Annotated in this window: 26 protein-coding genes; 9 read left to right on the top strand and 17 right to left on the bottom strand. The window is 73.0% G+C overall.

Annotated elements, in window-relative coordinates; genetic code table 11:
• Window positions 1-67: 67 nt before the first annotated feature.
• Genes LZG04_RS02930 through LZG04_RS02920 form a run of 3 tightly spaced genes read left to right on the top strand, consistent with a single transcriptional unit; the run spans window position 68 to window position 4,942 of the window.
• Window positions 68-1,204 carry a MoxR family ATPase gene (locus tag LZG04_RS02930; RefSeq protein WP_233812799.1) on the top strand — a complete coding sequence of 379 codons (1,137 nt, stop codon included), beginning with the start codon at window positions 68-70 and terminating at the stop codon, window positions 1,202-1,204.
• Window position 1,205: 1 nt separating this feature from the next.
• Complete coding sequence (locus tag LZG04_RS02925) at window positions 1,206-2,477, top strand: DUF58 domain-containing protein (protein ID WP_233812797.1); 1,272 nt, start codon at window positions 1,206-1,208, stop codon at window positions 2,475-2,477.
• Window positions 2,477-4,942, top strand: a complete 2,466-nt coding sequence (locus LZG04_RS02920; RefSeq protein WP_233812795.1) for a DUF3488 and transglutaminase-like domain-containing protein — start codon at window positions 2,477-2,479, stop codon at window positions 4,940-4,942. The genes LZG04_RS02925 and LZG04_RS02920 overlap by 1 nt, the downstream gene beginning before the upstream one ends.
• Before the next feature lie 142 nt (window positions 4,943-5,084).
• On the opposite strand, the gene LZG04_RS02915 is transcribed toward LZG04_RS02920, so the two are convergent.
• From LZG04_RS02915 to LZG04_RS02890, 6 genes are all read right to left on the bottom strand, one after another.
• Window positions 5,085-5,468, bottom strand: a complete 384-nt coding sequence (locus LZG04_RS02915; RefSeq protein ID WP_033437744.1) for a DUF3040 domain-containing protein — start codon at window positions 5,466-5,468, stop codon at window positions 5,085-5,087.
• Window positions 5,469-7,264: 1,796 nt separating this feature from the next.
• Window positions 7,265-8,197, bottom strand: a complete 933-nt coding sequence (locus LZG04_RS02910) for a hypothetical protein (RefSeq protein WP_233812793.1) — start codon at window positions 8,195-8,197, stop codon at window positions 7,265-7,267.
• Window positions 8,198-8,366: 169 nt separating this feature from the next.
• Complete coding sequence (locus LZG04_RS02905; protein ID WP_233812791.1) at window positions 8,367-8,624, bottom strand: hypothetical protein; 258 nt, start codon at window positions 8,622-8,624, stop codon at window positions 8,367-8,369.
• 84 nt (window positions 8,625-8,708) lie between these two features.
• Window positions 8,709-9,350 carry a Crp/Fnr family transcriptional regulator gene (locus LZG04_RS02900; RefSeq protein WP_233812788.1) on the bottom strand — a complete coding sequence of 214 codons (642 nt, stop codon included), beginning with the start codon at window positions 9,348-9,350 and terminating at the stop codon, window positions 8,709-8,711.
• Window positions 9,351-9,419: 69 nt separating this feature from the next.
• Window positions 9,420-10,688, bottom strand: a complete 1,269-nt coding sequence (locus LZG04_RS02895) for a DNA polymerase IV (RefSeq protein ID WP_374202789.1) — start codon at window positions 10,686-10,688, stop codon at window positions 9,420-9,422.
• Between the two features lie 72 nt (window positions 10,689-10,760).
• Window positions 10,761-11,861 (bottom strand): amidohydrolase family protein, encoded by a 1,101-nt coding sequence (locus tag LZG04_RS02890; RefSeq protein WP_233812784.1) that lies wholly within the window; start codon window positions 11,859-11,861, stop codon window positions 10,761-10,763.
• Between the two features lie 36 nt (window positions 11,862-11,897).
• Between LZG04_RS02890 and LZG04_RS02885 the strand changes: the two genes are divergently transcribed.
• Entirely contained in the window at window positions 11,898-13,229 is a 1,332-nt protein-coding gene (locus LZG04_RS02885; protein ID WP_233812781.1) for a glutamine synthetase family protein, read from the top strand.
• Between the two features lie 7 nt (window positions 13,230-13,236).
• Here the strand turns inward: LZG04_RS02885 and LZG04_RS02880 are convergent, their stop codons facing one another.
• The 3 genes from LZG04_RS02880 to LZG04_RS02870 form a co-directional block, all read right to left on the bottom strand.
• Window positions 13,237-13,845: a sigma-70 family RNA polymerase sigma factor gene (locus LZG04_RS02880; protein ID WP_374202782.1), complete on the bottom strand. Its 609-nt coding sequence runs from the start codon at window positions 13,843-13,845 to the stop codon at window positions 13,237-13,239.
• Window positions 13,846-14,055: 210 nt separating this feature from the next.
• Window positions 14,056-14,646 carry a sigma-70 family RNA polymerase sigma factor gene (locus LZG04_RS02875; RefSeq protein ID WP_233812776.1) on the bottom strand — a complete coding sequence of 197 codons (591 nt, stop codon included), beginning with the start codon at window positions 14,644-14,646 and terminating at the stop codon, window positions 14,056-14,058.
• A 77-nt stretch (window positions 14,647-14,723) separates the two neighbouring features.
• Window positions 14,724-15,446 (bottom strand): bifunctional 2-polyprenyl-6-hydroxyphenol methylase/3-demethylubiquinol 3-O-methyltransferase UbiG, encoded by a 723-nt coding sequence (locus tag LZG04_RS02870; RefSeq protein ID WP_233812774.1) that lies wholly within the window; start codon window positions 15,444-15,446, stop codon window positions 14,724-14,726.
• 34 nt (window positions 15,447-15,480) lie between these two features.
• Between LZG04_RS02870 and LZG04_RS02865 the strand changes: the two genes are divergently transcribed.
• Genes LZG04_RS02865 through LZG04_RS02850 form a run of 4 tightly spaced genes read left to right on the top strand, consistent with a single transcriptional unit; the run spans window position 15,481 to window position 18,760 of the window.
• A complete protein-coding gene (locus tag LZG04_RS02865; RefSeq protein WP_233812772.1) occupies window positions 15,481-16,317 on the top strand; it encodes a ParA family protein in 837 nt (278 codons plus the stop codon).
• The gene (locus LZG04_RS02860) at window positions 16,314-16,946 is read left to right on the top strand and encodes a LysE family translocator (protein WP_233812769.1); all 633 of its coding nucleotides are present in this window, start codon (window positions 16,314-16,316) and stop codon (window positions 16,944-16,946) included. Before LZG04_RS02865 ends, LZG04_RS02860 begins: the two co-directional genes overlap by 4 nt.
• A complete protein-coding gene (locus LZG04_RS02855; protein WP_233812767.1) occupies window positions 16,933-17,727 on the top strand; it encodes a DNA-formamidopyrimidine glycosylase family protein in 795 nt (264 codons plus the stop codon). The genes LZG04_RS02860 and LZG04_RS02855 overlap by 14 nt, the downstream gene beginning before the upstream one ends.
• A 10-nt stretch (window positions 17,728-17,737) precedes the next feature.
• The gene (locus LZG04_RS02850; RefSeq protein ID WP_233812765.1) at window positions 17,738-18,760 is read left to right on the top strand and encodes a quinone-dependent dihydroorotate dehydrogenase; all 1,023 of its coding nucleotides are present in this window, start codon (window positions 17,738-17,740) and stop codon (window positions 18,758-18,760) included.
• Between the two features lies 1 nt (window position 18,761).
• Here LZG04_RS02850 and LZG04_RS02845 read toward each other — a convergent pair whose 3' ends face one another.
• Window positions 18,762-18,986, bottom strand: coding sequence for a hypothetical protein (locus LZG04_RS02845; protein ID WP_233812763.1), 225 nt, complete (start codon window positions 18,984-18,986; stop codon window positions 18,762-18,764).
• Between LZG04_RS02845 and LZG04_RS02840 the strand changes: the two genes are divergently transcribed.
• Window positions 18,964-19,533 carry a hemerythrin domain-containing protein gene (locus tag LZG04_RS02840; RefSeq protein WP_308198951.1) on the top strand — a complete coding sequence of 190 codons (570 nt, stop codon included), beginning with the start codon at window positions 18,964-18,966 and terminating at the stop codon, window positions 19,531-19,533. The genes LZG04_RS02845 and LZG04_RS02840 overlap by 23 nt on opposite strands.
• Before the next feature lie 3 nt (window positions 19,534-19,536).
• Here the strand turns inward: LZG04_RS02840 and LZG04_RS02835 are convergent, their stop codons facing one another.
• The 7 genes from LZG04_RS02835 to rimO form a co-directional block, all read right to left on the bottom strand.
• Window positions 19,537-20,781 carry a uracil-xanthine permease family protein gene (locus LZG04_RS02835; RefSeq protein WP_233812761.1) on the bottom strand — a complete coding sequence of 415 codons (1,245 nt, stop codon included), beginning with the start codon at window positions 20,779-20,781 and terminating at the stop codon, window positions 19,537-19,539.
• Between the two features lie 220 nt (window positions 20,782-21,001).
• Window positions 21,002-21,781, bottom strand: a complete 780-nt coding sequence (locus tag LZG04_RS02830) for a hypothetical protein (protein ID WP_233812759.1) — start codon at window positions 21,779-21,781, stop codon at window positions 21,002-21,004.
• 16 nt (window positions 21,782-21,797) lie between these two features.
• Window positions 21,798-22,661: a PspA/IM30 family protein gene (locus LZG04_RS02825; protein ID WP_233812757.1), complete on the bottom strand. Its 864-nt coding sequence runs from the start codon at window positions 22,659-22,661 to the stop codon at window positions 21,798-21,800.
• 299 nt (window positions 22,662-22,960) lie between these two features.
• Window positions 22,961-23,386, bottom strand: coding sequence for a helix-turn-helix domain-containing protein (locus tag LZG04_RS02820; RefSeq protein WP_233812755.1), 426 nt, complete (start codon window positions 23,384-23,386; stop codon window positions 22,961-22,963).
• A gap of 156 nt (window positions 23,387-23,542) precedes the next feature.
• Entirely contained in the window at window positions 23,543-24,016 is a 474-nt protein-coding gene (locus LZG04_RS02815; protein ID WP_233812753.1) for a CinA family protein, read from the bottom strand.
• Window positions 24,013-24,597, bottom strand: coding sequence for a CDP-diacylglycerol--glycerol-3-phosphate 3-phosphatidyltransferase (gene pgsA, locus LZG04_RS02810; RefSeq protein ID WP_308198922.1), 585 nt, complete (start codon window positions 24,595-24,597; stop codon window positions 24,013-24,015). Before pgsA ends, LZG04_RS02815 begins: the two co-directional genes overlap by 4 nt.
• A complete protein-coding gene (rimO, locus tag LZG04_RS02805; protein WP_233813491.1) occupies window positions 24,594-25,970 on the bottom strand; it encodes a 30S ribosomal protein S12 methylthiotransferase RimO in 1,377 nt (458 codons plus the stop codon). Before rimO ends, pgsA begins: the two co-directional genes overlap by 4 nt.
• Between the last annotated feature and the right edge of the window lie 119 nt (window positions 25,971-26,089).

The following is a 26,089-nucleotide window of genomic DNA, read 5'->3' as shown; positions in this document are numbered from 1 at the left end:
TGCGTGAAACGCTCACCGCCACCGCGAACCGGTCGCGGTAGGGCCGCGCCCTGCTCCAGGAGGTCGAGTGACTCCGAGTACACAGCCAGCCGCGCTGCCAGAACACTCCTACGGGGGCGGCAACGGCGCGCCCGCGGTCAACCAGGGCACCACCACGGGCGGCGACAACCGGGCGGCGCACGGCAACCACGCGCCGGTCCGCGAGGAAGCGCTCGGGGAGCTGCACGCCGCGGTCGGCCGGATCGCCGCCAACGTGGAGAAGGTCATCGTCGGCAAGCCCGACGTCGTCCGGGTCGCGCTGGTCACCCTGCTGGCCGAGGGCCACCTGCTGGTCGAGGACGTGCCGGGCGTCGGCAAGACGTCGCTGGCCAAGGCGCTGGCCCGGTCCATCGACTGCACCGTGAGCCGCATCCAGTTCACCCCGGACCTGCTGCCCAGCGACATCACCGGCGTGTCGATCTACAACCGCCAGGACAACGACTTCGAGTTCCGCCCCGGCCCGGTGTTCGCCAACATCGTGGTGGGCGACGAGATCAACCGCGCCTCGCCGAAGACCCAGTCGGCGCTGCTGGAGTGCATGGAAGAGCACCAGGTCACCGTCGACGGGCAGACCTACCCCCTCGGCTCGCCGTTCATGGTGATCGCCACGCAGAACCCGATCGAGATGGAGGGCACCTACGCCCTGCCCGAGGCCCAGCGCGACCGGTTCACCGCGCGGGTCTCCATCGGCTACCCGGACCTGCAGGCCGAGCTGGCCATGGTGGACGAGCACGCGGGCCACGACCCGATGGCCGACCTGCGGCCGGTCTCCGACGCCGAGCAGGTGCTGCGGCTGGTCAACGTGGTGCGGCGGGTGCACCTGTCGCCGGAGATCCGCCGGTACGCGGTGGAGCTGGTCGGCGCCACCCGCCGGCTGCCCGAGCTGCGGCTGGGCGCGTCGCCGCGCTCGACGTTGCAGCTGGTGCGGGCGGCACGGGCGCAGGCCGCGCTGGCCGGGCGCGACTTCGTCGTGCCCGACGACATCCACGCCGTGGCCGTGCCGGTGCTGGCGCACCGCCTGGTGCTGACCGCCGAGGCGCAGGCGGCCCGCCGCTCGCCCGCCGACCTGGTGCGCAACCTGCTGCAACGGGTGCCGGTGCCGCAGGCGGCGCACGATCCGACCGGACAGTTCCTGCACAGCGTCAACCCGAACCACCACCGCTGACATGCGCGGAGCCCTGTCCGGGCTGACCACCCGGGGCCGGTGCCTGTTGGCCGCGGGGTTCGCGGCCGGCCTGTGCGCGATCGTGCTCAACGAGCGGGACCTGCTGCGCGTGGCGGCGTTCGTGGTGGCCCTGCCGCTGCTGGCGGCCTGGCTCGCGCAGCGCGCCAGGGTCGGCCTGCACGCGACCCGGCTGCTGCACCCCAGCCGCGTCCAGGTGGGTTCGGCCACGGACGTGCGGGTGGAGCTGCGCAGCGCCGGTCGGCTGCCGACCGGCGGGCTGCTGCTGGAGGACGCGGTGCCGTACGCGCTGGGCGCGCGCCCGCGGTTCCTGGTGGAACGGCTGCCGCGCAACATCGTGACCGTGCTGCGGTACCAGCTCAAGCCCGTGATGCGCGGCGTGCAGCAGGTGGGCCCGCTGATGGCCCGGATCACCGACCCGTTCGGCCTGGCCGAGTTCGACCGCGAGATGGCGGGCCGCAGCCGGCTGGTCGTGGTGCCCCGCGTGGTGGCGCTGACGGGTCTGCCGAGCGGGTCGGGCATGGGGTCGGGCGACGACGGCTCGATCCGGCTGCGCGCCGGGCAGGGCGAGGACGACGCGGTGGTGCGGCCCTACCGGCACGGCGACGACCTGCGGAAGGTGCACTGGCGCTCGACCGCCCGGCGCGACGAGCTGATGGTGCGCGTCGAGGAGCGGCCGTGGCGCGGCGGCACGACCGTGCTGCTGGACCACCGGCTGGTCGCGCACCGCGGCAGCGGTCCCGGCGCGAGCCTGGAGTGGGCGGTGTCGCTGGCCGCCTCCATCTGCCTGCACCTGCACCGCTACGGCCACCAGGTGCGCCTGGTCGGTGACGACGGGCGGGTGCTGGCGGGCGGGCCGGGCGACAGCGGGTACAGCGACGCGGTGGTGCTGGACGCGTTGGCCGCGTTGCAGCCCTCGCACCGCCGCGAGCCCGCCGCGGGGCTGGACCCCGGCGCGGGCCAGGAGGTCATCGCGATCCTCGGCGGCAGCACGCCGGCCGTGGTGGACGCGCTGGTGCGCAACCGGCCGCGCGGGACGCGCAGCCTGGCCGTGGTGATGGACGTCGGCGCGTGGGGGTCCGCGTCCACGTCGGAGGAGCCCGCGCCGGATCCCACCGAGGCGCAGCGGTTGCTGAGCGGCGCGGGGTGGGGCGTGGTGGTGGCGCGGCCGTCGACCCCGATGGGGCAGGTCTGGCAGGAGCTGTGCCACAGCGCGGGCAACCGCGGCCCGGTGGTGCGCACGGAGGTGGGCTGATGACCGGCAGGACGGCCGCGGCGGGCGAGGGCAACTGGGTGGTGAGCGCGACACCCGCGGTCGCCGGCCTGGCCACGCTGTGCGCCGCGACGGCGTTGTCCAGCGTGATCTCCGGCGTGCTGTGGCTGGTGTACCTGGCCGTGGCGATCGCGGTGGTGGGCGGCACGGGCGTGCTGCTGCGGGCGACCCGGTTGCCCGCGCCGGTGACCGCCCTGGGGCAGGTGCTGGCGCTGACGTGCCTGCTGGTGACGATCTTCACCCGCAGCGGCGTGCTGGTCGTGCTGCCCGGCCCGCAGTCGTTGCAGGACCTGCTGGGCGTCCTGGGCGAGGCGTTGTCGGAGGTGCAGACCGGTGTGCCGCCGGTGCCCGACAGCCCGGCCATGCGGTGCCTGGTGATGGTGGCGATCGGGCTGGTCGCGATCCTGGTGGACACGCTGGCGGTCGGCCTGGCCGCGCCCGCCGCGTCCGGGCTGGTGCTGCTGTGCGTGTTCGCGGTGCCGGCGTCGTTGGCCGACGAGATGCTGCCGCTGTGGACGTTCGTGTTCGGCGCGGGGGCGTTCGCGCTGCTGCTGGCCGTGGACGGGCAGCACCGGCACGAGGCGTGGCGCGGCAGGCGGTCCGGTGCCGGGAACAGCGGGTCGGGACCGGCGGCGACCGCGGTGGCCGGGCTGGCCGTGGTGGTGGCGTTGCTGGCGGGCGGGAGCCTGACCCTGGTCGGCACCGTCGGCAGGCTGCCGGGCACCGGTGACGAGATCGGCGGTGGCAGCGGCGGGCTGGGCATCGACCCGATGACGCAACTGCGCGGCATGCTCAACCAGGGCGCGCCGCGCGAGCTGTTCCGGGTGCGGGACATGCCGGCCACGTCGGCGTACCTGCGGGCGATGACGTTGCGCCAGTACGTGCCGGACAAGGGCTGGGAGCTGGGCGGGAACATGCCGGAGGGCGTGCCCGCGAACGGGCCGCTGCCCGAGCAGCCCGGCGACCCCGGCAGTGGCGAGGTCACCAGCGTCCGGATCGAGCCGGTGAACTGGGTGGACAACTGGCTGCCGGTCTACGGCCGGCCGCGTGCGGTGCAGGACGTCGACGAGAACTGGAGGTACGACCCGGGCCGGGGGATGATCTACAGCGTCCGACCGCGCAAGTCGGAGCCGTACCGGCTGGAGACGGTGTTCGACACGCCGTCGGCGGACACGCTGCGCAAGTCCCTCGGTCAGCTGGACGTCGACCCCGCGTACCTGGAGGCCCCGGGCGTCGAGGGCCCGGTGGCGGAGTTGGCGCAGCAGATCGTCGCCGGGTACGACAACCAGTTCGACCGGGCGACCGCGCTGTACCGGCACTTCACCGACGGCACGCAGGGCTACCAGTACACGACGCAGACCGCGGACAGCAACACGTCGGTGGACGCGTTGGAGGACTTCGTGCTCAACGGCCGCAAGGGGTTCTGCGAGCAGTACGCGTCGGCGATGGCGATCATGGCGCGGTCGGTCGGCATGGCCTCGCGCGTGGCGTTGGGCTTCACGGCCGGTTACGCCACCGGTGAGGTGCAGACGATCACGTCGCAGGACGCGCACGCGTGGGTGGAGATCTACTTCCCCGGCTACGGCTGGATGACGTTCGACCCCACGCCGCTGTCGGACGGGCGCGGCGTGACGCCGCCGTACATCGCCGGCCTCGACCCGGACGACGAGGAGGACGGCTCCAGCACCGGCCAGACGACCACGACTACCACCACCACGACCGTGGGCGCGTCGGCCTCGGCTTCGGCCGCGCCGGACGCGCAGGGGCAGGACGGGACGACGCAGGAGGCGGAGCCGACGCCGGCGTGGCACTTGGTGGCGCTGTGGGTCGTGGGCCTGATCGCGCTGCTGGCGACGGTGGCCGTGGGCGTCGGCGGGGCCCGGAAGGAACGGCCGGCGTGGCTGGCGCGGCTGCTGCGGCTGCCGTGGCTGCGTCCGGCGGCCTTGGCGGCCGCGGTGGTCGGGTGGGCCGTCGTGCTCGCGTTGGCGGTGGCGCTGCTGTCGTGGCCATTGGCCGTGGTGGTGCTGCTGGTGCTGGCGGCGGGGACTCCGGCGGCCGTGCGGGCCTGGCGGCGGCGGCAGCGGTTGCGCGCGGTGGCCGGGCTGGGGCCGGACGCGGCCGGCGCGGCCTGGCAGGAGCTGGTCGCCGAGTCCGTGGACCGGGGCACGAGGGTGCCGCGCACGGAGACCGTGCGGGTGGCCGCGCGGCGGTTGGTGCGGGCGCACAACCTGGACGAGCAGGGCCGTGACGGGCTGCGCGCGGTGGTCGGCGCGGTGGAGCGGTCCTGGTACAGCACGCAGGCGGCGGCGGACCCGTCCCTGCCCGGCGCGGTCGACAGCGTGCGCCAGAGCCTGAACCGCAACGCGCCGTTGGCGTTGAAGGCGAAGGTGCTGCCCCGGTCGGTGCTCCAGCCGAAGCCGCCGGCGGAGCTGGACTCCGACGGGTGATCGGGAACCACCGGTTGGTGGGGTGACGCCGGGGCACTGCGCCCCGGCCCACTGACCAGGACGACACGCACACGGCCCGCCCCGAAGTTTCCGGGGCGGGCCGTGTGCGTTGTTCAGTCGTTCGGTCGGGCTGTCGCGCGGACTACTCGTCCTCGAAACGGCGACGGAAACGTTCTTCCATCTTCTGTGAGAACGAGCTGCGGCTGGGCCGGCTTCCCTCCTCGCTGGGTTCCTCGGCACCCTGGTCACCACGACGCAACGTCGTCACGGTGAGCAGCACGCCGAAGAACATCAACAGGAAGCCGACCACGCTCACCACCGGGATACCAGCGAGCTTCGGCAACATCACACCCGTCACCAGCAGCGCCACACCCACGGCGAACAACGCGATGCCCTGGATGCGACGCCGTCGTGACGGCTTGCGCAGCTTGGCACCGCGCACAGTGGATGCGAACTTCGGGTCCTCGGCGTAGAGCGCGCGCTCGATCTGGTCGAGCAGTCGCTGCTCGTGCTCGGAGAGTGGCATGGCTCCTCCTCCGGCACAGCGGTCGCGGGCGCCGGGTAATCACGGTTGCCGCCGGTCCCGGCGGACGCCCCGCCCGGGGGGCGTCACAACCAGGATACGATTCGCGAGGCTCGGCGACTACCCAGTCCGTGCCCCTAAGCGGTTCGTTCTGTCACCATCATCCTCACGGGTCAACGGTCAGACCACCGTGAGGTCGCGCGAGTCGACCCGAGGCCAACTGTCAAGGCCCCGGAAAGCCCAGGTGTTCACTCCCCTGCACGGGTGATCGAGGGCCCAGGATCACTGATTCGTGACCCGAAGCGTCCCGCAACTTTCGCGCCACCCTCCCTTCATCCCACGTTCGCCACTGTCTGACTACGCCGTGTAGTCGCACTCCGACGCATCCCACCACACCAATCGAGACCGAAATCACAACCACTCGCGGCCGGGTTGATCTTGTTCGCGAACACGCCGGCGGTGCCACCGGAGGCCGGATACGGGATCACGAAGCCACCCCTCGATCCCCCTATCACCGAGCGTGCCCACACCACTGCGACTGGTGATCATCCGAGCGCCGGCTAGCTACCAAGCGCATGCCTCGCGCGCTCGGTCGGCTCCTCCTTCCTTGTGGGTCGACGCGACGGATCCGATGGCAGCGGGCAGCCAGCGGATCGGGGCCGCGTTGGGTTGGGACCTCCAGCCGGTCGGTCGGGGCAGGCCCGGTGTCGGGGTTGGGCCACGCCCGGCCGGTTCGGCGGGGTCGCTGAGTTGGGTGCGTCGGTTGGGCGTGGGCGATGGGTGTCGGTTGCGGCCGGTTGGGTGGTGCTGCCGGACCGAGAGCCGTGGATCGTCGGGGGCCGGTACGGATGGTCGGGCAGGGGCAGGCGGGCAAGGGCGGTGAGGTGCAGGCGAGCGGGGACGGGTGGCCGGCGCACGGGCGTTGGGCGCACGGCTGTCAGGCCGGCGGACGGGCAGGCGCAGGCGGGCGGTCCCCAACACGGCGGTCCGGCACATGTTCGTCGGACGTGGGTGGTGGGGGCGGGTAGGCAGGCGCACGCCAGCCGATTCCGCGCATGTGGTCGGGGTGCACGGCGGTTCGGGGTGAGTTGGTCGGGAGTGGGCGGGCAGGAGGACGCCGGGGGTCCCCTCGCATGGTGGTCGCGCGCACGGCGACTGAGGGCCGGTGGTTGAAGTGGGTAGGCAGGCTCACGCGGGCCGGTCCCGCGCGGGTGGTCCGGCGCACGGCAGGCGGGCAGGCGCAGGCCGGCGATCCCGCGCGTGACGGACGGCAGTTCAAGGCAGAGGTTGAGGTGAGCCAGCAAGCGCAGGCTGGCGGTTCCGCGCATGGTTGTCGGGGTGCACAGCGGCTGGGGGTCCGTGGTTGGGGGTCGGTGGTTGGACGGGTAGGTGGGCGCACGCAGGCCGGTCCGCGCGGGTGGTTGGGCACACAGCAGGCCGGCAGGCGCAGGCTGGCGGTTCTCCGCGTGGTGGTCGGGTGCACAGCGGCTGGGGTCGGTGGTTGGGAGTCCGTGGTCGGGAGTCCGTAATTGGGAGTTCATGGTTGGAGTTCGTGTCAGGCGCAGGTGGGCCGGTCCCGAGTACGGCGGGCTCGAGTGCGGGTCGGGTGAGTGGTTCGGGAGGGGTGGAGTGGGGTGGGCGTGGAGTGGGGGTGGGGTGGGGTGGGAGTTGGGCAGGCGCGGCCGGGTGCCGTGCGACGAGGCCAGGCGCTGAGGGTCCTGCGCTGAGGGTCCTGCGCCGGAGGCCAGGCGCCGGAGGGCAAGCGCCGGAGGGCAAGCGCCGGAGGGCAAGCGCCGGGGTTAGAGGTGGGTTGGTGGCTTCCTTGGATGGTGGTAGGTAGGGGTTATTCGGGGCCTCGGGCGGGTGGTGGCTTCGATGGCGGCGTGGAGGAGGGCCGTCGCTACGGAGGTTCGGGATTGGCGCAGGTCGGTCGGGGTGGTGTGCAGGACTGTCGCGCCGGCGGCGGTCAGCAGGTCCGGGATTCGGGTTGCGGTGTTGAACTGCCAGGCCAGGGCGCGGTCGTTCCACCAGGCATCGGCGGTGCCCAGGGGGCGGCCCTCCGGGGTGGACAGGCGCACGCCCCAGGCCGGTGGCGGGAGCGGCAGGTCGTCCAGCACGGCCCTGGCCCAGGCTTGGGGGACCGAGCGGACGCCGTCGGCCAGTTCGGAGAGGACTTGCCGCGCCGGTTCGGACGCCCTCGCCAGGCCCGCTCTCAAATCGGCGAGCGGGACGCCACCGTGGCGGACGACCTCGGTCAGGACGGCCCGGATGTCGTCACGCGCCCTCAGCGCCCGGGCGGTGTCCACGGCGGCCCTCGCCAGGGGGACGGTCAGGAAGCCGCGGCGCAGGACCGGGTCCGGTGCACGGCGCACGCGGGTGATGCGGACCTTGGCGGTCGGTTCGAGCGGGCGGTTGACGAGGACGTGGACCGGGCCCGTGGCGGGCAGTGCCCGCAGGCCGTGCAGTTGCAGGGCGTCCAAGCCGGTCAGGAGTGCTTGCGGGCCGCCGTAACGCAGGGCCGCCCGCACGAGTTGGGCACGGGTCGGCGGTGTTCGGGCCAGCAGCAGGATGCCGGGCAGGACGTGCTGCCAAGGCCCCTGCGGTCGGCAGCGGAAGGCCAGTTCCCCGCCGGGCAGGCCCAGGGCCAGCAGCTCCGAGGCCGTGGCGACGCGCTCGGGGAACAGGCCACCCAGGGCGTCGAGGTCGATGGTGGTGCGGTTGGTGGTGCGCATGTGTCCACCATCGGCCAGTCGGGCGGTGCGGTCGACAGCCGGATCGCGAACTGTGGACAACTCGGTGGCCTGTGGACAACTCACGGAAAAAGGGGGCCTTCCGCGGACCCGACCAGTCCGCGAAAGGCCCCGGAGAACGGCAGCCACCCCTCGTTGGCCGCCGCTTGGTCTACAGGCGGACCAGGTCCTCGTGGATCTCCACGTCCAGCTCGCGGCGGACGGAGCGCACCTCGCGCCAGGCGTCGTACACCGCCACCAGGCCACCCGCGAGGACGAACGAGACGGCGAGCGCGACCACGCCGTCCACATCGGACTTGACGATGATCACCACGGCCGCCCACAGCATGACGGCGGTGAAGACGAGGGTGCTGGCGAGGCGCTCGGTGAACCGCCGGCGAGACCTGGCGGGCTCTTCGATGTGGTTCATGACTCCCCCTCTGAACTCGGCTGACACCTCATTTGTAGGAGGTTCGGAGGCCGCGCTCTGCGTCAGATGACGCACACGGGGAAATCAGTTGGTGAAGTCGTAGAGCCGGCTCACCCGGTGGATGTCGATCTTGCGCCGCCCCGTGCTGATGATGCCCTCTTCACGCAGCGCGCGCAGCACCCGCACGAGCGATTCCCGGGACGTGCCCGCGATGCCCGCCAGCTCCTCCTGGCTCAACGCGATCGCGCCCTGGTCGGCGATCCCGCGTTCCAGCGCCATGTCGATGAGCACGGCCGCGACGCGCTGCGTGGCCGTGCCGCTGATCTGCATCCGCTGCCGGTCCGTGTCACGCTGCCGAGCCACCACGACGATCAGCACGGTCCACGCGATGCGCGGGTGCCGCTGGCACAGGCTCGCGAACGAATCGGCCGACAGCACCAGCGCCCGCACCGCGCCCAGGGCCCGCACCGTCGCCGAACGCGGCCGCCCGTCGACCGCCGAGCGCTCGCCGACGATGTCGCCCGCCCCGCGCACGGCCAGCACCTTCTCGCTGCCGTTCGCCGTCGTGGCGGTCACCCGCAGCAGGCCGCGGCGCACGACCAGCACGTGCCGCGTCACCTCGCCCTCGTGGCAGATCACCGCGCCGGACGGGTAGTCGCGCTCGACGCCCGCCGCGGTGAGCACCTCGTGCTCGGAGGGTGCGAGCAGGCCCCAGAAGCGGTCCACGGCTCCACTGTGCCGGGTGATCGGCGCGCGCAGCCGGCGATCAGGCCCGTGACCACCCGAACGGCTCGGTCACGGAGGTCGGGAAGCCGTATCGCCCCGGTCCGGTTTCGGTTCCTTGAGGCCCGAGCGGGTCGGGCCCTGCTTGAGCAGGGAGGCCGGGCGGATCGCCGCCGTGCCGAACCGCGACCGCGCCTGGTCGGCCGCCTGCTCGGCCTCGCGCCAGCCCCGTTCCGGCGCGTCGAACATCAACTGCTCGCCGTCGTCGCCCTCGACCAGCTGCTCGATCCGCACTCCGATCAACCGCACCGCGCCGGGCGGCACCTGCTCGTCCAGCAGGGTCGACGCCGTCCGGTAGACCTCCTGCGCCACGTCCGTGGCCACCCGCAACGTCTTCGACCGGGTGATCGTGGTGAAGTCGGCGAACCGCACCTTGATCGACACCGTGCGCCCGCGCAGCCCGCGCGCCCGCAACGTCGCCGCCGAACGCTCCGACAGCCGCAGCAGCTCCCGCCGCAGCAGCTCGCGGTCGAAGTGGTCGACCTCGAACGTCTCCTCCGCGCCGATCGACTTCTCCCGCGTGGACGGCACCACGGGCCGGTCGTCGTGCCCCTGCGCCAACGCGTGCAGGTGCTCGGCCAGCGCCACCCCGATCAGCCTGCGCAGCCGGGGCAACGGCACCGCGGCCACGTCCGCCACGGTCTCCAGCCCCACGCGGTCGAGCTGCTCGGCCGTCCGCTGCCCCACGCCCCACAGCGCGGACACCGGCAGCGGGTGCAGGAACGCCAGCACCTCGTCACGCGGCACGACCATCAGGCCGTCCGGCTTGCACATCCCCGACGCGAGCTTGGCCAGGAACTTCGTCGGCGCGACGCCCACCGAGCAGGTGATGCCGTGCGCCTGCTCCACCTGCTCCCGGATCAGCTTCGCGATCTGCGCCGGGCCCAGCCGCATCCGCTTCAGCGCACCGCTCACGTCCAGGAACGCCTCGTCCAGGCTCAACGGCTCGACCAGCGGCGTGATGTCGCGGAAGATCGACATCACCCCGCGCGAGACCTCCTGGTACCGGGCGAAGTTCGGCGGCACGAACACCGCGTGCGGCGCGAGCCGGCGGGCGTGCGAAGTGGGCATGGCGGAGCGCACGCCGAACTCGCGCGCGATGTAGTTGGCCGACGCGACGACGCCCCGGTTCGCCGTGCCGCCCACGACCACCGGCTTGGTCGCGAGCTCCGGCCGGTCGCGGATCTCGACCGACGCGTAGAAGGCGTCCATGTCCACGTGCAGCATCGAGCAGCCGGTGTCGTCCGGCCAGACGTCGCCACGCGCGCGGAAGCGATCCACCAGCCCGCGCGGCAGGTTGGCGCTGCGGCCCACAGACCACCCCCGTCCAGAGCCGAACACCCGTTCGAGACTCTACTCCAAGCGGTAGACCCGGTGCGCGTTGCGCCACCCGATCAGGTGCGCGATCCGTTCCGCGTCCGCCAGGGCGAAAGCATGCTCCCGCAGCCCGGCCGACAGGAAATCCGACAGCGCGCGGCGGAAGAACACCGCGCCCAGGTAGTACAGCTCGGCCAGGGCGAACGCGTCGGTGGAGAACAGGAACTTGCCGAACGGCACGATCTCCAACGCCTCCGCCAGCACCCGGCTCGCCTGGTGCGCCACGGCGTGCGTGGCCAGCCCCACGTCGACGAACACGTGCGGGAACACCTGGGCCAGGTACCCGGCGTGGCGGTGGAACGGGTAGTTGTGCAGCAGCACGACCGGCACGCCCAGCGGCGCGGTGGCCCGCAGCAGGTCGGTGAGCAGCAGCGGGTCGCACCGGTGCAACGCCAGGTCGGCGTCCCCGTAGCCGACGTGGAACTGCACGGGCAGCCCGCGGTCCAGCGCCTCCCAGACCAGGAACCGGCTGATCACGGCGTCCGCGCACCGGGTCGAGCCCGAGGTCAGCCACCAATCGGCCGCCGCGACGACCTCGGCGTCGGACGGTCGCGCCGGGTCGAGGTCGAGCCCCACCCGGTAAGCCGCGATCGACTTCACCGCCACCGCCGTCGTCGAGTCCAACGCCTCGCGCACGCGCGCCGGGAACCCCGAGGCCCCCTCGGGCACGACGTCCTCCGCCAACCGCTCCAGCCGCAGCACGGCGAGTTCACGCGAACCGGTGAACACAGCGGGCCCCACGAACCCCTCCGGCCACGTGCCGCGGTCCACCAGGAACGTCGCGATCTCGGCCGCCGACACCAGCGTCCGGTTCACCTCGGTCGCGCCCAACGACCGCCGACGCGCCACGTACTCCTCGGCCGGCGCCATGGGCGGCAGGTCCAGCAAAGGCCCGCACCAGCGCCGCACCGCCAGGCCCAACGAGGAGTCGAACAGCGTCGTGCCCAACGGCGACGGTGACTCGGCCTCGGTCAGGTTCGACTCGAAGCCGGCCCGGTCGAGGTCGGCGCCCAGCACCCCGTGGCAGTGGTGGTCCACGAGGCGCAACGACCCCACGCAAGGCAGCAACCGGTCCACTTGTTGAACAGTAGTGAGCTGGTGTAACCACGCCAGATGGACACAGCGGAACGGGAGCACCGGCGTGCGCTGGCGGCCGAGCTGGTGGACGACCTGCTGGAGCAGGACGTGGTCGCGGTCGCGCTCACCTGGGTCGACCACAGCGGCATCACGCGGGCGAAGTCCGTGCCGCTGGCCGGGCTGCCCAGAGCCGCCGCGGACGGCGTGGGCGCCTCGCCCGTGTTCGACGCGTTCCTGCTGGACGACACGATCGTCGCCGGGCGGCACGCGGGCGGTCCGGTCGGCGACCTGCGGCTGCGCCCGGACCTGGACCGGCTCACCGTGCTCGCGGGCCAGCCCGGCTGGGCGTGGGCCCCGGCCGACCGCTTCGACCAGCAGGGGCAGCCGCACCCGCAGGACGAGCGCGGGCTGGCGCGGGCGGTGACCGACCGGCTCACCGTGCACGGCTACGAGGTCCAGGCGGGCTTCGAGGTGGAGTGGGTCGTCGGGCAGGGCGACACCGACGAGTTCCGGCCCGCCGCCACCGGACCCGCCTACGGCCACGCCCGGCAGGTCGAGCTGTCGGACTACGCCGCGGACCTGCTGTCGGCGTTGGCCGAGCAGGACGTGGAGGTGCTCCAGTTCCACCCCGAGTACGCGCCGGGGCAGTTCGAGCTGTCGACCACGCCCGAGGACCCGGTGCACGCCGCCGACACGTCGGTGCTGGTGCGGGAGACGATCCGGGCCATCACGCTGCGGCACGGCCTGCGCCCGTCGTTCTCGCCGAAGGTCACCGCGGACGGCGTCGGCAACGGCGGCCACCTGCACCTGAGCCTGTGGCGCGACGGCCGCAACCTGTTCGACGGCGGCGAGGGCTGGTTCGGCCTGACCGAGGACGCCGAGGCGTTCGCCGCCGGTGTGCTGCGGCGGCTGCCCGCGCTGTGCGCGATCGGCGTCGGGTCGGTGGCGGGCTACCTGCGGCTGGTGCCGGGGCACTGGGCGGGCGCGTTCGCGGTGTGGGGGCTGGAGAACCGCGAGGCGGCGTTGCGCCTGGTCGCGGGGCGTGACCTGGAGGTCAAGTGCTACGACCTGTCGGCGAACCCGTACCTCGTGGTGGCGGCCACGATGGCGGCGGGGCTGGCCGGGATCGTGGACCGGGCGCGGCTGCCGGAGCCGGTGGGCGTCGACCCGGCCGCGCTGCCGGGCGCCGAGCGCCTGCCGACGTGCCTGGAGGAGGCCGTGGCGGCGTTCGAGGCGGACGAGGTGCTGACCGAGGCGTTCGGCGCGGAGTTCGCCGCGACCATCGTCGACGTGCGGCGCGGCGAGGTCGCCCGGTTCGCCGGTTGCTCACCGGAGGAGATCGCCGCGCGGACCCGCTGGCGGCACTGAGGGACGCTCACCCGCCCCGCTGCGCCTCGTCCAACGCCTTGCGCAACCGGGTCAGGGCCCGGTGCTGCGCCACCCGGACCGCGCCGGGCGTGGAGCCGACCACCTCGGCGGTCTCCTCGGCGGACATGCCGAGCACGACGCGCAGCACCAGGATCTCGCGCTGCCGGTCCGGCAGCACGGTGAGCAGCTGCCCCATGCGCTCGGACAGCTCCCCCTGCAACGCCCGCTGCTCGGGACCGGGTTCGGCCCCCGCGCTGTCGGGCAGTTCCGGCACGGACTCGGCGCGGTTGCGCGCCGACGCCCGGTGCGCGTCGGCGACCTTGTGCGCCGCGATCCCGTACACGAACGCCAGGAACGGCCTGCCCTGCTCCCGGTAGTTGGGCAGCGCCTTCAGCACGGCGAGGCAGACCTCCTGGGCCACGTCCTCCGCCGACGCCGACGACCGCTGCCCGTGGCCGACCCTGGCCCGGCAGTACTTCACCACCACGGGCCTGATCTCGGCCAGCAACGCCTCGACCGCCCGCCGGTCTCCCCTGACCGCCGCTTCGACGTGCGCCTCCGGACCTCTTTCCCACCGCGTCGGCGAGGACGTGACGTCCTCGCTCGGCACCGACACCACCGCCCTCCCCGCGTTGCCACGAACCCTCGGCATAGCTGAAAACCCGACCACCACTGCTGTCATCGCGAGCTCCTCGGCGTCCGCGCGCTGGACGACCCTCGGGGGCACATGCGAACGCGACGCCGGTCCCACGCAGGGATGACGCGACTCACTCGAAGTTACTCCGAATGGACGCGTTTGAGGCGCGAACGGACCAGTTGACACCCACTACCGGATGCGTTGAGTGATGAGGGAGCGCTCGACTTCCCTGCGTAGCCGGCTGAGCGCGCGGTGCTGCGCGACCCGCACTGCGCCGGGCGTCGCGTCGACGGCGTCGGCGGTCTCCTCGGCCGTCAGCCCCACCACCACCCGCAGCACGAGGATCTCCCGCTGCTTGTCCGGCAGCAGCCGCAGCAGCTCGCCCATCCGCTGCGCCAGCTCCACCCGCAACGCCGACTGCTCCGGGCCGACGTGGTCGTCGTCCGGCGCGTCGGGCAGCTCGGGCACGGGCTCGACGCGGTTGCGCAACGCCGCCCGGTGGGCGTCGGCGACCTTGTGCGCGGCGATCCCGTACACGAACGCCAGGAACGGCCGACCGTGGTCCTTGTACGTCGGCAACGCGGTCAGCAGGGCCAGGCACACTTCCTGGGCCACGTCGTCGGCGGAGGCGGCCGACCGCTCCTGCCTGCCCACGCGGGCGCGGCAGTAGCGCACCACCAGCGGGCGCACGGCGGCCAGCAGCGACGAGATCGCCCGCCGGTCGCCGGCGATCGCGGCGCGGACGTCGTCCTCCAGGTTCTCGGGCGCGGTCGGGGCCATCAGCCGGCCCCGGCTAAGTGCGGGTCTCCCATGACGGATCCTCTGCGGTAGGCGGCGGAGAGTCCGTTCTACCGCACTCAGGCCGGCTTTCGGCCCAGGACGTGCAACCGGGCGGCCACGTCCCGCAGCGGCGGGCGGGTCGAGGCGGCCAGCTCCAGCTCGGCCAGTGCCTCCGCCGCGCCCGGGCTCGACTCCAGCACCGAGCCCGGCACCAGGTCCGACACGACGCCGTGGCCCTGCACCAGCTCGACCTCGAGGCCCGCGGCCGACACCAGCGCCTCCAGCCCGGCCACGTCGAACCGGCGCAGCAGCGGGTCGCGGGTGCCGACCAGTTGACCGGCCTCGTCGTCCAGCAGCCGTCGCGCGTCGACCAGGCGTCCGGCGATGGCCCGGTGCAGCACGGCCGCGTACCGGTTCGCCACCAGCAACGACACCGCGCCGCCCGGCGCCGTCGCGGCCGCCAGCGCGGCCAGCGCGGCGGCCACGTCGTCCACGACCTCCAGCAGGCCGTGCCCCAGGACGAGGTCCGCCGAGCTGTCGGGGTCCAACGCGTCGGTGTCGCCCTGGACCGCGGTGACGCGGTCGAGCACGCCCTCGTCGGCCGCACGGCGGTGCAGCGTCGCCAACGCGTCCGGGCTCGGGTCGACGACCGTCACGGCGCACCCGGCCACGGCCAGCGGCACGGCCCACACCCCGCTGCCGCCGCCCACGTCGAGCACGCGCGGCGGTTCACCGCCCCGGCGGTCCCGCGCGGCGGTCAGCTCGGCGTCGAGCACCCTGTGTACGGCGTCCGGTCGCATGGACGTAGAGCGTAAGGGCCGTAGGCTGCACTACGTGCATACGGTGGCGGTGCTCAGCCTCAAGGGTGGCGTTGGGAAGACGACGGTCGCGCTCGGTCTGGCGTCGGCCGCGCTGCGGCGCGGTGTCCGCACGCTGGTCATCGACCTCGATCCGCAGTGCAACGCCACCTCCACCCTGGAGCCGGGTGACACCGAGGCCAGCATCTACGACGTGTTGCAGGACCCGAGCCGCGACACGCTGGACCGGGCGATCGCGCCCAGCGCGTGGGGCGACGGCGTGGACGTGCTGGCGGGTTCGGAGGACGCGGAGTCGCTGAACCACCCCGATCCCGGCGAGACGCGGCTCGGCCGGCTGCGCGAGGCGTTGCGGCTGCTCCAGGACGACGAGGAGCCCTACCAGCTGGTGCTGCTGGACTGCCCGCCGTCGCTGGGCCAGTTGACCCGGTCGGCGCTGGTGGCGGCGGATCGCGCGCTGTTGGTGACGGAGCCCACGATGTTCGCGGTGGCGGGCGTGCAGCGGGCGTTCGAGGCGGTGCAGGCCGAGCGGGAGCACAACGAGAACCTCCAGCCGCTGGGCGTGGTGGTGAACCGGGTGCGGCCCCGGTCGCACGAGCACCAGTTCCGCATCGACGAGCTGCGCGACATCTTCGGGCCGCTGGTGATGCCGGTGGCGCTGCCGGACCGGTTGGCGGTGCAGCAGGCGCAGGGCGCCTGCATGCCGATCCACGAGTGGGGCACGCCGGGCGCGCGCGAGGTGGCGTTGGCGTTCAACCTGCTGCTCGCCCGGATACTGCGGATCAGCCGGAGCAGACGCCGGGCGGTGCACCACGACTTCGACGACGACGAGATCGAGGAAGCGGTGGACGCGTGAGCGCGACCGCCCTGCTGGCGTTCACCGTCGCGGCGGTCCTGCTGACGATCACGCCCGGCCTGGACACCATGATGTTGTTGCGCATGGTGCTCGGCGGCGGGCGCAAGGCCGGTGTGGTCGGCGGGTTGGGCACCACGCTGGGCTGCCTGGTGTGGGGTGCGGCGAGCATCGCCGGGCTGACCGCGCTGCTGGTGGCGTCCCGCTTCGCCTACGACGTCGTGCGGTACGCCGGCGCCGCGTACTTGCTGTGGCTGGGCGGGTCGGCGTTGTGGAAGTCGTGGCGCGGCACGCCCGACCGGCCGGCGGACGTGCCGTCGACCACGCCCGCGCAGGCGTTGCGGATCGGGTTCACCACGAACCTGCTCAACCCGAAGATCGGCGTGTTCTACCTGAGCCTGCTCCCCCAGTTCCTGCCGACCGACCAGGCGTCGGCCGGGTGGGGCGCGCTGCTGGTGGGCGTGCACGTGGCCGTCGGCCAGGTGTGGCAGCTCGTGGTGGTGTGGCTCGCCGGGCGTGCGGTGGTCGTGCTGACCAGGCCCGCGGTGCGGCGGTGGACCGAGCGGCTGACCGCGACCGTGCTGGTCGGGTTCGGCCTGAGGCTGGTCTTCGACAGCGGTGCCCGAGGGTGACACGGTCTTCCTGGCCGGGCACCGCCTCAACGAGGCGCTGGCCGGCCGCCGGCTCCTGCGCGGCGAGCTCCGCCACCCCAAGTGGGCCACCGCGGACCTGAGCGGCCGGGACGTGCTGGCGGTGCGTTCGGTCGGCAAGCACCTGTTCACCCGGTTCTCCGGCGACCTGAGCCTGCACAGCCACTTCCGCATGGACGGCGCCTGGCACCTCTACCGGCCCGGCGAGCGCTGGCGGCGGCCCGGCCACCAGGTGCGGGCGCTGCTGGAGGTGCCCGACCGGATCGCGGTGGGTTTCGCGCTGCACGACCTGGAGCTGCTGCCGACCGGCGAGGAGTCTCGGCTGGTCGGGCACCTGGGACCGGACCTGCTGGGCGAGTGGGACGACGACCGGGCCGCCGAGGCGGTCGCCCGGCTCGTCGCGGACCCGGACCGCGAGCTGGGCCTGGCCCTGCTGGACCAGCGCGTGATGGCGGGCGTGGGGAACCTCTACAAGGCCGAGGTGTGCTTCCTGCTCGGCGTCTCGCCGTGGAGCCCGGTGTCCGCGGTGGACCCGGCGGAGGCGGTGCGGCTGGCGCGCAAGCTGCTGCTGGCCAACGCGTGGCGGCCGGAGCAGAACACGACCGGGCTCATGGGGCGCGGGCGGCAGCACTGGGTATTCGAGCGGGGCGGCAAGCCGTGCCTGCGGTGCGGGACGAGGGTGTGCGTCGGCGGGCAGGGCGCGGGCGTGCTGGAGCGTCCCGCGTACTGGTGCCCGCGCTGCCAGCCAGGGCCGATCGCTTAGGGTTGCCGGCGTGGTCTACAAGAACGTGGTGCGCAAGGCGTTGTTCCGGATGCACGGCGGGGACGCGGAGCGGGTCCACGAGACCACTCTCGGCGTGCTGGAGAAGCTGAGCCCGGCGGCGAAGCTCGTCCGGCGCAAGCCCGCCTGCGAGCGCACGGTCTTCGGCGTGCGGTTCCCCAACCCGGTCGGCCTGGCCGCGGGGCTGGACAAGAACGGCCGGGCGCTGCCCGCGTGGGGCGCGCTCGGGTTCGGGTTCGTCGAGGTGGGCACGGTCACCCGGCACGCGCAGCCGGGCAACCCCAAGCCGCGCCTGTTCCGGCTGCGCGACAGCGAGGCGATCATCAACCGGATGGGCTTCAACAACGACGGCGCGCTGGAGCTGGCCAACCGGCTCGACCGCCTCGGCCCGCTGTCCGTGCCGCTGGGCATCAGCCTGGGCAAGTCCAAGGTCACGCCGGTCGAGGACGCGGTGGAGGACTACCGAACGTCCCTGCGCGCGCTCTACCGCCACGGCGACTACTTCGCGATCAACATCAGCTCGCCGAACACGCCGGGTCTGCGCAGCCTCCAGGACCGGGGCGCGTTGACCGAACTGCTGTCCGCGCTCAACGCCACCGCGCGCGACCTCGCCGGGTCGAAGCCGGCCAAGCCGATCCTGGTCAAGATCGCGCCGGACCTGACCGACCCGGCGATCGCCGAGCTGCTGGAGGTGTGCGCGGCGCACGAGGTCAGCGGCCTGATCGCGACGAACACCACGTTGTCGCGCGACGGCCTGGCCCCGGCCGACCAGCGCCTGGCGCACGAGGCGGGCGGGCTGAGCGGCAAGCCGCTGGCCGCCCGCGCGCGCGAGGTGGTGCGGTTCGTCAGCCGGGAGACCGACGGGCGGCTGCCGATCATCGGCGTCGGCGGCATCGCGAGCGCGGACGACGCCAAGCGGATGCTGGACGCGGGCGCGAGCCTGGTCCAGGTCTACACCGGGTTCATCTACGAGGGCCCCGGGCTGGTGCGCCGCATCACGAGCGCGCTGCGGTGACTCACCCGTCCAACGCGTCCTCGTACGCCTTGAAGGTCTCCACGAACACCCCTCGCTGATCGGGCGTCAACGGCTCCAGCGCCGCCCGCCACGCCCGCGCGCCAGCGTGAACCAGGCGATCATCGACGAGTTCCGGGCCGACGGCGGCCTGGTGGGCGGTCCCTTCGAGGGCGGGGACCTGCCACCCCGACTGGTACCGCAACCTGCTGGCCGACCCGCAGGTCATGATCGCGATCCGCGAGGACGGCGTGCTGCGCAGGCACGCCGCGCGGGCCGTGCCGCTCGAAGGGGCCGAACGCGACCACTTCCACGAGGTCCAAGCGCGACGGGACCCGGCGTTCCGCGGCTACGTCGAGGTCACCACGCGGGTGATCCCGGTCGTCGCGCTCACCGTGCTGCGGCTCGACCCCGAACGGGTCGCGGTGCTCGGGGCCCAGCTGCGCCGCCACCACGAGGACCTGAGGGCCGAGCTGCGCCGGCTGCGCGCGGACCCGACCGCCCGCCGCGACCTGCGCGACCACTGCCTGGCGTTCTGCGACAACCTGCGGATGCACCACATGCGGGAGGACGGCGCGTTCACCGCGTTCGAGGGCCACGACCCCGCGCTCGCGCCCGTGCCGGCGAAGCTGCGCAAGGAGCACCACGTCGTCGCGGACGTGATCGAGCGGATCACCGCCCCGGCCGACGACCCGGACCGGCTGCGCCCCGAGCTCGACCGGCTGGAGCAGGACTTGGAGGCGCACTTCGCCTACGAGGAGGCGCACCTCGGGTGACGGCTACACCCCGCGGGCGGTCCGCAGCCAGCGCAGCACCGGGTGCAGGATCACCACCAGCAGCGAGCCCCAGACCAGGCCGCCCAGCTCCATGTCGCCCACCACCAGCGTGAGGTCGCCCACCCCGGCGACCAGGGCCGCGCCGCCGACCAGCGCGTTGCCCGGGTTGGTCAGGTCGACCCGGTTGTCCATCCACACCCGCACGCCGACCAGGCTGATCAGGCCGAGCAGCACCAGCGTCGCACCGCCGACCACGCCCGCCGGGATGCTCGCCAGCACGGCGACGGCCTTCGGCGAGAACGAGATCAGCACCGCGGCCACCCCCGTCACCGCGTACGCGGCGGTGGAGAAGACCTTGGTCACGCCCATCACGCCGATGTTCTCGGAGTAGGTGGTGGTGCCGGACCCACCGCCGAAGCCGGCCAGCGCGGTGGACACGCCGTTGGCGATGATCGAGTCGCCGACGTTGCCGTCGAGGTTGCGGCCGGTCAGCGCGCCGACCGCCTTGACGTGGCCGACGTTCTCCGCGACCAGCACGATCACCACCGGCAGCACCAACAGGGTGACCGACGGCCGCAGCTCCGGCGCGTGGAACTCGGGCAGCCCGAACCACGCGGCCCGGCCCACGGCGGCGGTGTCGACCAGGCCCAGCCACAGGCCCAGCGCCCACCCGGCGGCCACGCCGATGAGCACGGAGAAGCGGAACGACGAGCCGCGGCCGAGCACCCCGCACAGCAGGATCACGCCCAGCGTCACGGCGGCGGGCAGCGGCTGCTGGGCGAACGAGTCGGTGGCCCGGTGCGAGAGGTTCAGCCCGATCAGCACGACCACCGCGCCGGTCACCACCGGCGGCATCACGGCCTCCAGCAGCCGCACGCCCAGGGCCTTCACCGCGACCCCGATGATGATCACCAGCAGGCCGGCCGCGAGCACACCGCCGAGCTGCGCGGCGATGCCCTCGTCACGGGCGGCGGACAGCGGCGCGATGAACGCGAACGACGCGCCGAGGTAGCTGGGCACGCGGTTGCGGGTGATCAGCAGGAACAGCAGGGTGCCGACGCCGGAGAACAGCAGGGTGGTGCTGACCGGCAGGCCGGTGGTGGCGGGGACGAGGATCGTGGCGCCTGCCATGGCGACCAGGTGCTGGGCGCCGAAACCGATGGTGCGCGGCCAGCTCAGCCGCTCCTGCGGCGCGATGGCGTCGCCATCGGTGGGGCGGCCATCACCGCGCACGGTCCACAACGCCACTCAATGACCTCCCCGGCGACCAGGACGGACCACGCTGTCCGACCCAGGGATCCTGCCACGCCAAGTAGTGGCTGCGGCTATATAACGGTCTGATAATCACACGATCGCAGCAGCGTACGCCACTACGGCTGCGAGGTTAGCCCAAACCCGCTACGCAACGTGATGTAATCCCGGTTCGTGCAGATGGCGGCGAGGTCCTGCGCGCCCGGTCCGCGACGGCTCAGCGCGACAGCTCGCGCAGCGCCGACGACAGACCCGCCAGGTGGTCCGTCGCGTCGGCCAGCACCTGCCGGGGGTTCGTCGCGGTGCTCTCGGCGAGCACCCGGCCGGCCGCGGCGACCAGGCCGCAGTAGCCGTCCACGCCCTCGTCCAACTGGGCCCGCAGTCGTCGCACGCCCTCCACGAGCGGGGCGCGGTCCAGCGGCGGGGCGGTGTCGCGCGCGCGTTCCACGGCTTGCAGTTGGCGTGACACGGCCCGGATCGCGGACGACGCCTCCGCGCCGGTGGCGCGGGCCTGCTCGACCGAGTCGGTGGGGATGGAGGTCAACGCCGCCGAGTCGAGCTGGCGCAGCAGCTCCCGCAGCGTGTCCTCGGCCTCCTCCAGCCGTTCCATCGGCTGGCGCGCCGCCGAGGAGCGGGCGGGCAGCGGCTCGTGCACGGGCACGGCCGCCAGCTCACGCCGCTGGGCGTTGATGTCGCGCATCTTGAGGTTCGTGCGCACGGCCAGCACGGACGTGCCGGCGAACCCGAGGGCCGCGCCGACGCCGATGCCGGGCGTGATCACACCCAGGATGGCCAGCGTGCCGACCGCCGTGAGCAGGGCGAGCACGATCAGCCAGAAGGTGAGCACGCGGCTCGACCGGCGGTAGCGCCGGTCGAGCTTCGCGCGCGGGTCGTTCCACGCGGCGTAACGCCGCTTCACCTGGTCCGCGAGTTGCCCTTGGAGCTGGCCACCGATGATCTGGGCGATCTCGCCGGCCACCTTCCGCCGGGGTTCCATCGCGGACACCATCCTCTCAGCCCTGGTTCGCCGGCGGGTTCTGCTGCATCTGCTGGGTCGGCTGCGCCTGCGTCTGCTGCACCCGCTGCTGGATCTCCTGCTGGATGCTCGCGCTCGCACTGGCCGGCTGACCGCTGGTGACCTCGCCGGCGACCTTGCCGCCCGCCATCGAGGCGCGGATCTGCTCGAGCCGGGACTGGCCCGCCATCTCGGTGGTCGACTGCTGGACCTCCAGCATCCGGCCCTGCACCGAGTTCTGCGCGAGCTCCGCCGAGCCGAGCGCGGTGGTGTACCGCTTCTCGATCTTGTCACGGACCTCTTCCAGCGACGGCGTGTTGCCCGGCGCGGCCAGCTCGGTCATCTGGCGCAGCGAGTTGGAGACCTGCTCCTGCATCTTCGCCTGCTCCAGCTGGCTGAGCAGCTTGGTGCGCTCGGCGAGCTTGGACTGCAGGACCATCGCGTTGCGCTCCACCGCCTGCTTGGCCTGCGTGGCCGCCTGCAACGCCTGGTCGTGCAGCGTCTTGAGGTCCTCGATGCTCTGCTCCGCGGTCACCAGCTGGGTGGCGAAGCCCTGCGCGGCCGACTCGAACTGCGTCGCCCGCTGCTCGTCGCCCTTCGCGCGGGCCTCGTCGGCGAGCACGAGCGCCTGGCGTGCGGATGCCTGGAGCTTCTCCACTTCGCCGAGCTGGCGGTTGAGCTTCATCTCGAGCTGGCGCTGGTTGCCGATCACCGCGGCGGCCTGCTGCGACAGCGCCTGGTGCTGCCGCTGCGCCTCCTCGATGGCCTGCTGGATCTGCACCTTCGGGTCGGCGTGCTCATCGATCTTGGACGAGAACGCCGCCATGAAGTACTTCCACGCCTTCACGAAAGGGTTGGCCATCTCCTACGCCTGCCTTCTCCGCACTTCCCTGGCTCGCGCTCGTGATTGGCAACGACCCGGTGCCGGTGTTGGTTCCATCGTGTCAGTTGTCCCGCGCTGCTTCCACCGACCTGGGGAGATATCCGGGATCACCCTGAGTCACCCCCGACTTTCGTCGGCATGGTCATCCTGCCCGCCCGCCACCGATGGGGACGCGGCGACCCCGCACGGGGTTGCCAAGTCGTTGCACGACGAACCTCGCGGCAACGCCGAAAGCCGAGCCGGTCGGACCGGCTCGGCTTCGGCACGTGTGGTTCGGGTTACGCCGCCACCACCGCGTCGCGCGGCTTGCTGATCGAAGTGGACAGCCGGTGCGTGAGCACGGGCTGCAACCGCAGGTCGGACAGGTCGTTGCCGATCACCGCAGGCACCATCGCGCCACCCTCCAGGCCCGCGGACGCGGACGCGGGTGCCCGCTCGGCGAGCTCGGCCGCGGTCGGCACGGGCCGCTGGACGGCGCCGATGTCCGAGGCGACCAGGTGCAGCAGCTCCGACAGGGGCAGGTCCAACGCCTCGCAGATCGCGGCCAACAGCTCGCTGGACGCCTCCTTGCGGCCACGCTCCACCTCGGAGAGGTACCCGAGGCTGACGCGTGCGGTCCTGGAGACCTCGCGCAGCGTGCGGCGTTGGGTGGTGCGGGCATGGCGGAGCCGATCACCGATCGCCTCGCGTAGCAGCACGGTCATCGCGCGCCTCCTTCCGGCCGGCCGTGCCACCACGTTACCGACCCGTCCCGTCGACGGGCAGTGACTTCCCGACACGTCCGCCAAGGGCGAACGAGTGAACTCGCGGGTAAGTTCCCGCGTGTGTGTTCGGGTGTGACCGGGAACGCGCTGCTCACGTCACTCGACCGGGAGCTCCAGGTGGTCACGCAGGAGGTCCAGCGCGGCCGTTGTCGAACTCTTGCGGACTTCGTCACGATCACCACCCAGAGTGAGCGTCGAGACGAAGGAACCGGACGGACCGGACAAACCGATGTGGACGGTGCCCGGCGCGACCCCGTCCTGGGGGTCGGGGCCCGCCACGCCGGTCAGCCCGAGGCCCCACGTCGCGCCGCAGCGCTCCCGTGCGCCCTCGGCGAGTTGCCGGGCCACCTCGGGGTGCACGGCGCCGTGCTGGGCCAGCAGCGCCGCGTCCACGCCCGCGAGCGCGTGCTTGAGGTCGGTCGCGTACACCACGAGCCCGCCGCGCACCACCGCGCTGGAGCCCGGCACGTCGGTCAGCGCGGCGGTCACCAGGCCGGCGGTCAGCGACTCGGCGGTGGCGACCGTCTCACCACGCCCCTTGAGGGCCTCGACGACGTCGGCGGCGCTCACGCCCCGGCCACCGCCCGCTTGCCCCTCGCGCGCAGCCGGAAAGCGCGCACGACGTAGTCGACGCCCGTGACGACGGTCAGCACCACGGCCGCGCCCATCGTGGCCACCGAGACCACGTCCAGCCACGAGGGCAGCGGCAGCACGTACAGGCCGATGGCGACGATCTGCACGAGCGTCTTGGCCTTGCCGCCGCGGCTGGCCGGGATCACGCCGTGGCGGATCACCCAGAAGCGCAGCAGCGTCACGCCCAGCTCGCGGACCGCGATGAGGATCGTCACCCACCAGGCCAGCTCGCCCAGCAGGCTCAGGCCCACCAGCGCGGCCCCGGTCAGCGCCTTGTCCGCGATCGGGTCGGCGATCTTGCCGAAGTCGGTGATCAGGCCGTGCTTGCGGGCCAGGTTGCCGTCGACGTGGTCGGTGACCGAGGCCACCGCGAACACCCCGAAGGCGGCCAGCCGCCACCACGGCTGGTGGCCGTCCTCGGCGAACAGGAGGTAGAGGAACACCGGCACGAGCACCAGCCGGGACATCGTCAGCACGTTGGCGATGTTCAGCACCGGCACGCGCGCGGGTTCGGTCACCTCGGGAGCACCTCGATCGCGGAGACGACCAGGTCCACGCCCTCCGAGGCGTCGACCCGGCAGCGCACCAGGTCGCCGACCCGCAGGCCGTCGGCGTTGGTGATGACGCACTCGCCGTCGACCTCGGGCGCCTGGTGGGCGGCCCGGCCGACGCAGTCGTTCTCGTCGTCCTCCGCGGTCTCGACCAGGACGACGACCTCCTCGCCCACGCGCTCCTCGGCGCGCTGGGAGGTGAGCTCCTCGACCAGGTTGGAGATGCGGGCGACGCGCTCGGCGATCGTGTCGGCGTCCACCTTGTCCGGCAGGTTCTCGGCCTCGGTGCCGTCCTCGTCGGAGTAGCCGAACACGCCGACCGCGTCCAGCCGCGCGGCGGTGAGGAAGCGCTCCAGCTCGGCCACGTCCTCCTCGGTCTCGCCGGGGAAGCCGACGATGACGTTGCTGCGGATGCCCGCGCGCGGCGCGAGCGAGCGGATCTGCTCGACCAGGCCCAGGAACGACTCGGTGGAGCCGAAGCGGCGCATCCGGCGCAGCACGCGCTCGCTGGAGTGCTGGAACGACATGTCGAAGTAGTCGGCGACGCCGTCGGTGGTGGCGATGGCCTTGACCAGCGTGGGCTTGGTCTCGGCGGGCTGGAGGTAGGACACGCGGACGCGGTCGATGCCGGGCACCTTCGCCAGCCGCTGGAGCAGCAGCTCCAGGCCGCCCAGCTCCCGGGGCAGGTCCTTGGCGTAGGAGGTGGAGTTCTCCGAGACCAGGAACACCTCGCGCACGCCCCGCTCGGCCAGCCACATCGCCTCGGCCACCACCTCGTCCGGGTGGCGGGACACGAACGCGCCGCGGAAGGACGGGATCGCGCAGAACGAGCAGCGGCGGTCGCAGCCGGAGGCGATCTTCAGCGGCGCGACGGGGGTGTCGGCGAGGCGGGTGCGCAGCACGCGCGGGCCCCACCCGTGCCCGGGCACCTGCACCTCCTCGGCCGCCTGGGGCCGCTGCACGGGGGTGAGCGGCAGCAGCGTGCGCCGGTCGACCGGCTTGTGCGACTCGATGCTCTGACCGGCCAGGACGTCGTCGAGGCGGTCGGCGAGGTCGGTGTAGTGGTCGAACCCGAGCACGGCGTCGGCCTCGGGGAGGCTCTCGGCCAGCTCGGCGCCGTAGCGCTCGGCCATGCACCCGACCGCGACCACCTTCGCGCCGCTGTCGGCGGCGGCGAGCAGCGTGTCCACGGAGTCCTTCTTGGCGGACTCGACGAAGCCGCAGGTGTTGACCACGACCACGTCGGCTTCGTCGTCGACCAGCTCCCACCCGCCGGCGGTGAGGCGGCCGGCGAGCTCTTCGGAGTCGACTTCGTTGCGGGCGCACCCGAGGGTCAGCATGGCGACGCGCTTGGACGTGGTGGGGGAAGACACGGTGCTCAGCGTAACCGGCGCCCGCCCCTCCCCCACCCGCCCGTGCGCCGTCCGCGTGGTGAGCGACCCGCCGCGCCATGACACGG

It is taken from the genome of Saccharothrix sp. S26 (assembly GCF_021390395.1).
In the GTDB taxonomy this organism is placed as follows: domain Bacteria; phylum Actinomycetota; class Actinomycetes; order Mycobacteriales; family Pseudonocardiaceae; genus Actinosynnema.
The sequence above is the reverse complement of the archived record's forward strand: the minus strand, read 5'-3'. Positions and strand labels throughout refer to the sequence as shown.